The 9,803-nt window shown below is 69.9% G+C and carries 10 protein-coding genes; all 10 read left to right on the plus strand.

Annotated elements, in window-relative coordinates; genetic code table 11:
• Positions 1-14: 14 nt before the first annotated feature.
• The 10 genes from ruvX to nusB all read left to right on the plus strand — a co-directional run bounded on the left by ruvX (position 15) and on the right by nusB (position 9,529).
• Entirely contained in the window at positions 15-479 is a 465-nt protein-coding gene (ruvX, locus tag ACIBK4_RS35365; protein WP_033282278.1) for a Holliday junction resolvase RuvX, read from the plus strand.
• A 122-nt stretch (positions 480-601) separates the two neighbouring features.
• The gene (gene mltG / locus ACIBK4_RS35370) at positions 602-2,332 is read left to right on the plus strand and encodes an endolytic transglycosylase MltG (protein ID WP_399001495.1); all 1,731 of its coding nucleotides are present in this window, start codon (positions 602-604) and stop codon (positions 2,330-2,332) included.
• Positions 2,313-3,152, plus strand: a complete 840-nt coding sequence (locus tag ACIBK4_RS35375) for a shikimate dehydrogenase (protein WP_399001463.1) — start codon at positions 2,313-2,315, stop codon at positions 3,150-3,152. The genes mltG and ACIBK4_RS35375 overlap by 20 nt, the downstream gene beginning before the upstream one ends.
• 264 nt (positions 3,153-3,416) lie before the next feature.
• A complete protein-coding gene (gene aroC, locus ACIBK4_RS35380; protein ID WP_399001464.1) occupies positions 3,417-4,601 on the plus strand; it encodes a chorismate synthase in 1,185 nt (394 codons plus the stop codon).
• Positions 4,602-4,633: 32 nt separating this feature from the next.
• The gene (locus ACIBK4_RS35385; protein WP_399001497.1) at positions 4,634-5,116 is read left to right on the plus strand and encodes a shikimate kinase; all 483 of its coding nucleotides are present in this window, start codon (positions 4,634-4,636) and stop codon (positions 5,114-5,116) included.
• On the plus strand, positions 5,113-6,204 hold the full coding sequence (aroB, locus tag ACIBK4_RS35390) for a 3-dehydroquinate synthase (protein ID WP_399001465.1): 1,092 nt from the start codon (positions 5,113-5,115) through the stop codon (positions 6,202-6,204). Before ACIBK4_RS35385 ends, aroB begins: the two co-directional genes overlap by 4 nt.
• A 164-nt stretch (positions 6,205-6,368) precedes the next feature.
• A complete protein-coding gene (locus ACIBK4_RS35395; protein WP_399001467.1) occupies positions 6,369-7,205 on the plus strand; it encodes a Pro-rich N-terminal domain-containing protein in 837 nt (278 codons plus the stop codon).
• 152 nt (positions 7,206-7,357) lie between these two features.
• Positions 7,358-8,464 carry an aminopeptidase P family protein gene (locus tag ACIBK4_RS35400; RefSeq protein ID WP_399001469.1) on the plus strand — a complete coding sequence of 369 codons (1,107 nt, stop codon included), beginning with the start codon at positions 7,358-7,360 and terminating at the stop codon, positions 8,462-8,464.
• A gap of 61 nt (positions 8,465-8,525) precedes the next feature.
• Positions 8,526-9,092 (plus strand): elongation factor P, encoded by a 567-nt coding sequence (gene efp, locus ACIBK4_RS35405; protein ID WP_019059745.1) that lies wholly within the window; start codon positions 8,526-8,528, stop codon positions 9,090-9,092.
• 2 nt (positions 9,093-9,094) lie between these two features.
• A complete protein-coding gene (gene nusB / locus ACIBK4_RS35410; RefSeq protein WP_019066395.1) occupies positions 9,095-9,529 on the plus strand; it encodes a transcription antitermination factor NusB in 435 nt (144 codons plus the stop codon).
• Positions 9,530-9,803: the final 274 nt, after the last annotated feature.

Here is a 9,803-nt window from a genome sequence, read left to right on the forward strand (position 1 = left end):
AAACGGCCGAGAACATGCGAAGAGGACGTCGACTCGCGATCGACGTCGGGGACGCCCGGATCGGGGTCGCCTCGTGCGACCCCGACGGGATCCTCGCCACTCCCGTCGAGACGGTCCCCGGCCGCGACATCCCGGCGGCACACCGCCGGCTGAAGCAGCTCGCCGAGGAGTACGAACCGATCGAAGTCGTTGTCGGCCTCCCGCGCTCCCTCAAGGGGGGCGAGGGACCGGCCGCCGTGAAGGTCCGGGCCTTCGCCCAGGAGCTGGCCAAGGGCATCGCCCCGGTACCGGTCAGACTGTTGGACGAACGGATGACCACGGTGACGGCCAGTCAGGGACTGCGCGCCTCCGGGGTGAAGTCCAAGAAGGGCCGGTCGGTCATCGACCAGGCGGCAGCGGTCATCATTCTGCAGCAGGCCCTGGAATCCGAACGGGTGTCAGGTAAACCACCCGGCGAGGGCGTCGAAGTGGTCATCTGATCGCGATACGGTAACGTTCCGCGCGATGCGATGGTGTTCGAACAGCCATGGCACAGCAAGAGGCGGGACGGGAGCCGGAGCCGCAAGCGCCGCGACCGCCGCCTCGCGGCTCTAGGGGATCGATGACTGAGTATGGCCGGGGCCCAGGCTCCGAACCGTGGCATCCGGAGGACCCGTTGTTCGGGGACGTCGGATGGGAAGGACAGCAGGCCCAGCAGGGGCAGCAGTCCTCCTACGGCGGCCAGCCGCAGCACTACCCGGAACAGCCGCAGCAGTACGGCGACTGGGGCCATGGCCAGCAGGCCGACTACGGTCAGGCGCAGCAGCAGTACCCGGTCTACGACGAACAGGGCAACGCGCACTACCCCGACCAGCAGCAGTGGACGGACCAGCAGCAGTACGCCGATCAGAGCCATCAGCAGTACGCCGCTCAGCAGCAGCAATATCAGCAGGGCGGCTGGGACGGCACCGGCGCGCCTGCGCACGTCCCGTACGCCGCGGACCCCGTCGACCCGTACGGGCAACAGGCCGCCGCCTATGGCGAACAGCAGCCCGATTTCTACGGCACGCCCGACGCGTTCCCGCCGCCGGAGCCGCCGGGCAAGCGACGCACCGAGCCCGAACCGGAGCAGACGGACTGGGACCCGGGACCCGATCAGGGCGAACACGCGTTCTTCGCGGGTGGCGGCGACGACGATGACGAGGCCGATGACGAGCCGGACGGGCGCCGACGGGGCAAGGGCGGCAAAGGCAAGGACAAAGGCGGCAAGGAGCGGAAGCGCCGCAACGGCTGCGCCTGCCTCGTGGTCGTCATGGTGTTCGGCGGCGGCCTGGCCACGGTCGGCTATTTCGGCTGGCAGTTCTACCAGAACCGTTTCGGCTCGGCGCCGGACTACGCGGGCGACGGCACCGGTTCGGTGAGTGTCACCATCCCCAAGGGGGCGGGTGGCTACACCATCGGGCAGGAGCTGAAGAAGCAGGGCGTCGTGAAGAGCGTCGATGCCTTCGTGGCCGCTCAGTCGCAGAATCCCGACGGCAAGAAGATCCAGGCCGGTGTCTTTCTCCTCAAGAAGGAAATGTCCGCCGCGAGTGCGGTCAAGCTGATGCTCGACCCCAAGAGCCAGGACAATCTGATCGTCCCCACGGGCTGGCGGAACTCCAAGATCTACGCGGCGATCGACAAGAAACTCCAGGTTTCCGACGGCACCACCAAGGCCGTTGCGAAGAAGGACTACAAGTCGCTCGGACTGCCCAGCTGGGCGAACAGCAACAAGGACATCAAGGACCCTCTGGAGGGCTTCCTCTACCCCGGCACATACGGCGCCGCAAAGGGTATGAAACCCGAAACGGTCCTCAAGCAGATGGTCGCCCAGGCCAGCGACAAATATGGCGCGATCGACCTCGAAGCGAAGGCCAAGGCGCTCAACCTGGAAGACCCGCTGCAGGTCATCACGGTCGCGAGCCTCGTCCAGGCCGAGGGCAAGACGCACGACGACTTCCGCAAGATGGCCGAAGTGGTCTACAACCGCCTCAAGACCACGAACACCGAGACGAACCGCTACCTGCAATTCGACTCGACCTTCAATTACCTGAAGGGCCAGAGCAACATCCACATCAGCGAGTCCGAGATCAACAGCAACAAGGACCCGTACAACACCTACACCCAAAAGGGCCTCCCGCCCGGTCCCATCGACAACCCCGGTGACGAGGCTCTGGCAGCGGCACTGAATCCGACCCACGACGGCTGGATCTACTTCGTGGCGACCGACGGCGAGAACAAGACCGAATTCGCCAAGACGTACGCCGAATTCCAGGCACTCAAGGAAAAGTTCAATGCCACCTCGGGCAACTGACGCCCGCCGTGCCGCCGTGCTCGGTTCCCCCATCGCCCACTCCCTCTCCCCGGTGCTGCATCGCGCGGCATACGGGGAGCTGGGGCTGGACGGCTGGTCCTACGACCGCTTCGACGTGGACGAGGCGGCCCTCCCCGGGTTCTTCAAGGACCTGGGCCCGGAGTGGGCGGGCCTGTCGCTGACGATGCCTCTGAAGCGGGCGGTCATACCCCTGCTGGACGAGATCAGCGAGACGGCGTCGTCGGTGGACGCGGTCAACACCGTGGTCTTCACGGAGGACGGCCGCCGAGTCGGCGACAACACCGACATCCCCGGCATGGTCGCCGCCCTCCGCGAACACGGCATCGAACAGGTCGACTCCGCCGCGATCCTGGGCGCCGGCGCCACCGCTTCCTCCGCGCTCGCCGCCCTCGCCCGCATCTGCACGGGCGAGGTCGTCGCCTACGTCCGCAGCGAGGCGCGCGCGGCGGAGATGCGGGAGTGGGGCGAGCGGCTGGACGTGGAGGTACGCACGGCCGACTGGTCGGACGCGGCGGAGGGGCTGCGCGCACCCCTGGTCTTCGCCACAACGCCGGCCGGCACGACGGACGCCCTTTCCTCCGCCGTACCGGAACGCCCCGCCACCCTCTTCGACGTTCTCTACGACCCCTGGCCCACGGACCTCGCGGCCCGCTGGTCCGGCTACGGCGGCGCGGTCGTCAGCGGCCTCGACCTGCTGGTGCACCAAGCGGTACTCCAGGTGGAACAGATGACGGGGTGCCGGCCTGCCCCGGTGGACGTGATGCGGAGGGCGGGGGAGAAGGCGCTGGCGGATCGGTGAGGTGGGGTTGGTCTGTCGGCGTCAGCCGGTTCCTGTCCTTGCCTCCGGCAGGGTTGTAGCGAAGTCGCCGCCCGACCTCGAACCCGATCCGTACCCCTCACCCGTACCCCACCGCGTCCGCTCCCTGGACCGTCGGCCAGGTCCGCGCCCCGGACGTGGGAGGATCGGGGGCGGCGGGCCAGGGCCGCGCACCCGGTCACGCCGTCGACGTATGCGAGGACGCGCGTACGCAGCAGTACCAGGGCGCGAGCATGAGGAGCACCGTTGAGCAGGTTGCGCTGGCTGACCGCGGGGGAGTCCCACGGTCCCGCACTCGTGGCGACGCTGGAGGGCCTTCCCGCCGGCGTGCCGATCACCACGGACATGGTGGCGGACCACCTGGCCCGGCGCCGGCTCGGTTATGGACGCGGTGCGCGCATGAAGTTCGAGCGCGACGAGGTCACCTTCCTCGGCGGTGTCCGCCACGGCCTGACCCTCGGTTCGCCGGTCGCGATCATGGTGGGCAACACCGAGTGGCCCAAGTGGGAGCAGGTCATGGCGGCCGACCCGGTCGACCCGGAGATCCTGGCGGGCCTGGCCCGCAACGCTCCGTTGACCCGGCCGCGGCCCGGCCACGCCGACCTCGCCGGTATGCAGAAGTACGGCTTCGACGAGGCCCGGCCGATCCTGGAGCGGGCCTCCGCGCGGGAGACCGCGGCCCGTGTCGCGCTGGGCGCGGTGGCCCGGTCGTACCTGAAGGAGACGGCCGGGATCGAGATCGTCTCGCACGTCGTCGAGTTGGCTTCCGCGAAGGCGCCGCAGGGTGTGCTGCCCACGCCGGCCGATGTCGAGAAGCTGGACGCCGATCCGGTGCGCTGTCTGGACGCGGACGCGTCGAAGGCGATGGTCGCGGAGATCGACCAGGCCCACAAGGACGGCGACACCCTCGGCGGTGTGGTCGAGATCCTTGCCTACGGCGTTCCCGTGGGCCTGGGCTCGCACGTGCACTGGGATCGGAAGCTGGACGCCCGGCTGGCCGGTGCCCTCATGGGTATCCAGGCGATCAAGGGCGTGGAGATCGGTGACGGTTTCGAGCTGGCCCGGGTGCCCGGTTCGCAGGCGCACGACGAGATCGTCAACACCGATGAGGGCATCCGCCGGGTGTCGGGCCGCTCCGGTGGTACCGAGGGCGGTCTGAGCACCGGCGAGCTGCTGCGCGTGCGTGCCGCGATGAAGCCCATCGCGACCGTGCCGCGTGCCCTGCAGACCGTCGACGTGGTCACCGGTGAGGCCACGCAGGCTCATCACCAGCGTTCCGACGTGTCCGCGGTCCCGGCCGCCGGGATCGTCGCCGAGGCGATGGTCGCCCTGGTCCTCGCGGACGCGGTCGCGGAGAAGTTCGGCGGCGACTCGGTGCCCGAGACCCGTCGTAACGTCCGCTCGTACCTTGAGAACCTGGCCATCCGGTGACCGCGACCCCGCTGGTCGTCCTGGTCGGTCCCATGGGTGTCGGCAAGTCCACCGTCGGGCAGCAGCTCGCCGAGCGGCTCGGTGTCGGCTACCGGGACACCGACGACGACATCGTGGCCGCCGAGGGCCGCACCATCGCCGAGATCTTCGTGGACGAGGGCGAGCCCGTGTTCCGTGCGATCGAGAAGCGTGCCGTGCGCCAGGCGCTCGCCGGGCACGACGGTGTCCTCGCGCTGGGCGGGGGCTCGATCCTCGACGAGGACACGCGCGCGCTGCTCGCCGCGCACCGGGTCGTCTACCTCTCGATGGACGTGGACGAAGCGGTCAAGCGCACCGGCCTCAACGCGGCCCGTCCGCTGCTGGCGATCAATCCGCGCAAGCAGTGGCGTGAACTGATGGAAGCCAGGCGGCACTTGTACGCCGAGGTCGCGCAGGTCGTCGTACCGACCGACGGCCGCACCCCCGAGGACGTCACCCAAGCCGTCCTGGACGCACTGGAGTTGAAGGAAGCATGAGCGAGTCAGTGACGCGGATCCAGGTCGGCGGCACGGCGGGCAGCGACCCGTACGAGGTCCTGGTGGGCCGTCAACTCCTGGGCGAACTGGGCGCGTTGGTCGGCGACCGGGCCAAGCGGGTCGCCGTCATCCACCCCGAGGCGCTCGACGAGACGGGTGAGGCACTGCGCGCCGACCTGGCCGGGCAGGGCTTCGAGGCCGTCGTCATCCAGGTGCCGAACGCGGAGGAGGCCAAGACCGCCGAGGTCGCCGCCTACTGCTGGAAGGCGCTGGGCCAGTCCGGCTTCACCCGCTCCGACGTCATCGTCGGTGTCGGCGGCGGTTCCACCACCGACCTGGCCGGCTTCGTCGCCGCGACCTGGCTGCGCGGGGTCCGCTGGATCGCCGTACCGACGACCGTGCTCGCCATGGTCGACGCGGCCGTCGGCGGCAAGACCGGCATCAACACCGCCGAGGGCAAGAACCTGGTCGGCTCCTTCCACCCGCCGGCCGGCGTCCTCTGCGACCTCGCCGCGCTGGACTCCCTCCCGGTCAACGACTACGTCTCCGGGCTCGCCGAGATCATCAAGGCCGGCTTCATCGCCGACCCGGTGATCCTCGAACTCATCGAGTCCGACCCGGAGTCGGCCCGCACCCCGGCAGGCCCGCACACCGCCGAGCTGATCGAACGCTCCATCAAGGTCAAGGCCGAGGTCGTCTCCGCCGACCTCAAGGAGTCGGGCCTGCGCGAGATCCTCAACTACGGCCACACCCTCGCGCACGCCATCGAGAAGAACGAGCGCTACAAGTGGCGGCACGGCGCCGCAGTGGCCGTAGGCATGCACTTCGCGGCCGAACTGGGCCGTCTCGCGGGCCGGTTGGACGACGCGACGGCGGACCGCCACCGCACGATCCTGGAATCGGTCGGCCTGCCGCTCAGCTACCGCTACGACCAGTGGCCCAAGCTGCTGGAGACCATGAAGGTCGACAAGAAGTCCCGCGGCGACCTGCTCCGGTTCATCGTCCTCGACGGCCTCGCCAAGCCGACCGTGCTCGAAGGCCCCGACCCGGCGGTCCTCCTCGCCGCGTACGGCGAAGTGGGCGAGTAAGTACCGCCAAGCCCCTTCCGCCCGAATTGCCTTGCGCGGACGGGCACTTCGGCCCCTCCCCGGCCGTTCACCAAATGGCGGCCGGGGAAGGTACCGTTCGGTAGGGAGCGGGGGTTCGGGCCCGCTGCCAGCGCCAATCGCCGTACGAGATGGAGTGGCACCGGATGCAGCACGCAGTGGGGTCTCCGCTGCCGCCGCCCCACCAGCCGGGGCAGGGACCGACCACCGGTTGGTCCCCGGCCGGACAACACTCGGGCCCGCCGCCCCATCCGGGCCCGGCACCCGTGCCACCCCCGCCACCGGCCCCGGGCTTCGCACCCACCCCGCCGCCGCACGCGGTCCCGCGCCGCGCACCGGACACCACCGGCCACGTCCAGCTCCCGCCGGGCGGCCCCGTCCCCATGCCCAGCGCCCCACCGGCCGCGGCAGCCCCCGACCCGACCTCCACCACCCTCGCGGTGCTGCTCATCGGCCCCGCCGGCGCGGGCAAGACGAGCGTCGCGAAGTACTGGGCGGACCACCGCCGGGTCCCCACCGCCCACATCAGCCTCGACGACGTCCGCGAGTGGGTCCGCTCCGGCTTCGCCGACCCCCAGTCCGGCTGGAACGACCACTCCGAGGCCCAGTACCGCCTGGCCCGCCGCACCTGCGGCTTCGCCGCCCGCAACTTCCTCGCCAACGGCATCTCCTGCATCCTCGACGACGCGGTCTTCCCCGACCGCCCGGTCGTAGGCCTCGGCGGCTGGAAGCGCCACGTAGGCCCCGGCCTCCTCCCGGTGGTCCTGCTCCCCGGCCTGGAAATCGTCCTGGAACGCAACGCCGAACGCTCCGGCAACCGCCGCCTCACCGACGAGGAGGTGGCCCGCATCCACGGCCGCATGGCCGGCTGGTACGGCTCGGGCCTCCCGATCATCGACAACTCCCAGATGGACGTCCAGCAGACGGCCCAGGTCCTGAACGACGTCCTGGCCCGATCAATAGCAAGCCCCCCGAGCTGGTAACGAACGGGACTTGATGTCTTTTAGGGGCGCGGGGAACTGCGCGACAAGCCCCCACCGGCGCGCACCCGGCACACAACCGTCGAACCCACCCCGTCCCCCGAACGGCACTCTCCCAACCAGCACAATCCAGCCACCGCTCCTACGCTCATCTCATGTCTGAGGTCTACGCAGCCCGCCGAGCAAGGCTCAGGGACCGAGCCCAAGCCACCGGCAGCCAATCCACGCTGGTCACCAACCCGGCCAACGTGCGCTACTTGGCCGGTCCAGCCCCACATCGCACCGTTCTGCTGCTCGGCAAGCGTGACGACATGCTGGTCTGCGCGAGCCCGCTGGAGGAACGCCCTTCCGAGGGCCGCCCCGACGAGGCACTGCGCATCCACACGCTCCCCGGTCCCGACGGCGACCCCGCCGTAGCCGCCGCGGACCTCGCGGCAGCGCACGGCGCGGAATCCATGGCCGTAGAAGAACACCACCTCACGGTCGCCCGCCACAGAGCCCTCCGCTCGGTCGCCCCCACACTCCGCCTCACGGACATCGGCGGCGCGGTCGAACAACTCCGGGTCGTCAAGGACGAGGAGGAGATCTCCTGTCTGAGAATCGGCGCCGAGATCGCCGACCAGGCCCTCGGCGAGCTCCTGGAGTCGATCCTCGTCGGCCGCACCGAACGCCACCTGGCCCTCGAACTGGAGCGACGCCTCGTCGACCACGGAGCGGACGGCCCCGCCTTCGCGACCTCCGTCGCCACCGGCCCGCACTCGGGCAGACGCGGCCACCGGCCGACCGACCGACGGGTCGAGGAAGGAGATTTCCTTTCCGTCTGCCTCGGCGCCAGCTATCGCGGATACCGCTGTGAGATCGGTCGTACGTTCGTGATCGGTACCTCTCCCGCCGACTGGCAGATCGAGCTCTACGACCTCGTCTTCGCCGCCCAGAGGGCCGCGCGGGAGTCTCTGGCCCCCGGCGCCGCCTACCGGGATGTGGACCGCGCGGCCCGCCAGGTACTGGACTCCGCGGGGTACTCGGAGGGCCTCGCAGCCCTCACCGGCCACGGTGTCGGGCTCGAAATCGACGAGGAGCCGCAGCTGGCCCCCGCGGCCATGGGTAAACTGGACGCTTGCGTGCCGGTCACCGTCGAACCGGGGGTTCACCTCCCGGGCCGGGGCGGTGTCCGGATCGATGACACGCTCGTCGTACGCCCTGAGGCGGACGGCGGACCCGAGCTACTCACCATCACGACCAAGGAGCTGCTCGCGCTCTAGCTCTTCCGAGCTGTGCGCGTGTCCCGTGGTCGTCCACGTCAGTCCAGGAGATTCCGCAACCGTGGCTTCCACGAACGACCTCAAGAACGGCCTGGTGCTCAAGCTCGACGGGGGCCAGCTCTGGTCCGTCGTCGAGTTCCAGCACGTCAAGCCCGGCAAGGGCCCTGCCTTCGTGCGCACCAAGCTCAAGAACGTGCTCTCCGGCAAGGTCGTCGACAAGACGTTCAATGCCGGCGTCAAGGTCGAGACGGCCACTGTCGACAAGCGCGACATGCAGTTCTCGTACATGGACGGCGAGTACTTCGTCTTCATGGACATGGAGACCTACGACCAGCTCATGGTCGACCGCAAGGCCGTCGGCGACGCCGCCAACTTCCTGATCGAGGGCTTCACCGCCACGGTCGCGCAGCACGAGGGCGAGGTGCTCTTCGTCGAGCTGCCGGCCGCCGTCGAGCTCGTCATCCAGGAGACCGAGCCCGGCGTCCAGGGCGACCGCTCCACCGGTGGCACCAAGCCCGCCACCCTGGAGACCGGTTACCAGATCCAGGTCCCGCTCTTCATCACCACCGGTGAGAAGATCAAGGTCGACACCCGCTCCAGCGACTACCTCGGCCGGGTGAACAGCTAACCGTGGCTGCCCGCAATACGGCCCGCAAGCGCGCCTTCCAGATCCTCTTCGAGGGCGACCAGCGCGGTGTCGGCGTCCAGACCGTCCTCGCGGACTGGATCCGGCTCTCCCGGGACGACACCCGGCAGCCGCCGGTCAGCGAGTACACGATGGAGCTCGTCGAGGGGTACGCGCAGCACGCGCGCCGTATCGACGAGCTGATCGCGCAGTACTCGGTCGGCTGGACGCTGGACCGCATGCCCGTGGTGGACCGCAACATCCTGCGCCTCGGCGCCTATGAGCTGATCTGGGCCGACGAGACGCCGGACGCCGTCGTCCTCGACGAGATGGTGCAGCTGGCGAAGGAGTTCTCCACGGACGAGTCGCCCTCGTTCGTGAACGGCCTGCTGGGCCGTTTCAAGGACCTGAAGCCGTCGCTGCGCCGGGACGAGGCGTAGGCAGGACGCGAGTACGCGAGCGAAACGCCGGAGGGCCCGCAGCGCGACCGCTGCGGGCCCTCCGGCGTTCCCGTGGGCGGTTTCTGTGGGCATGAGGGCGTTCCCGTACGCCTGAGGCTCCTGAGGCCCGCAGAAAGCCGCCGGGGGGGGGGGGGGCCCGGGGGGGGGGGGCCCCCCCCCCGCCCCGGGGGGGGGGGGGCGGGGGCGGGGGGGGGGCCCCCCGGCGTGCGCCGCCCCCCCCGCCCGCCCGCCACCCCCCCCCCCCCCCAGGAAG

Source organism: Streptomyces sp. NPDC050528 (genome assembly GCF_044457795.1).
Taxonomy (GTDB): Bacteria; Actinomycetota; Actinomycetes; order Streptomycetales; family Streptomycetaceae; genus Streptomyces.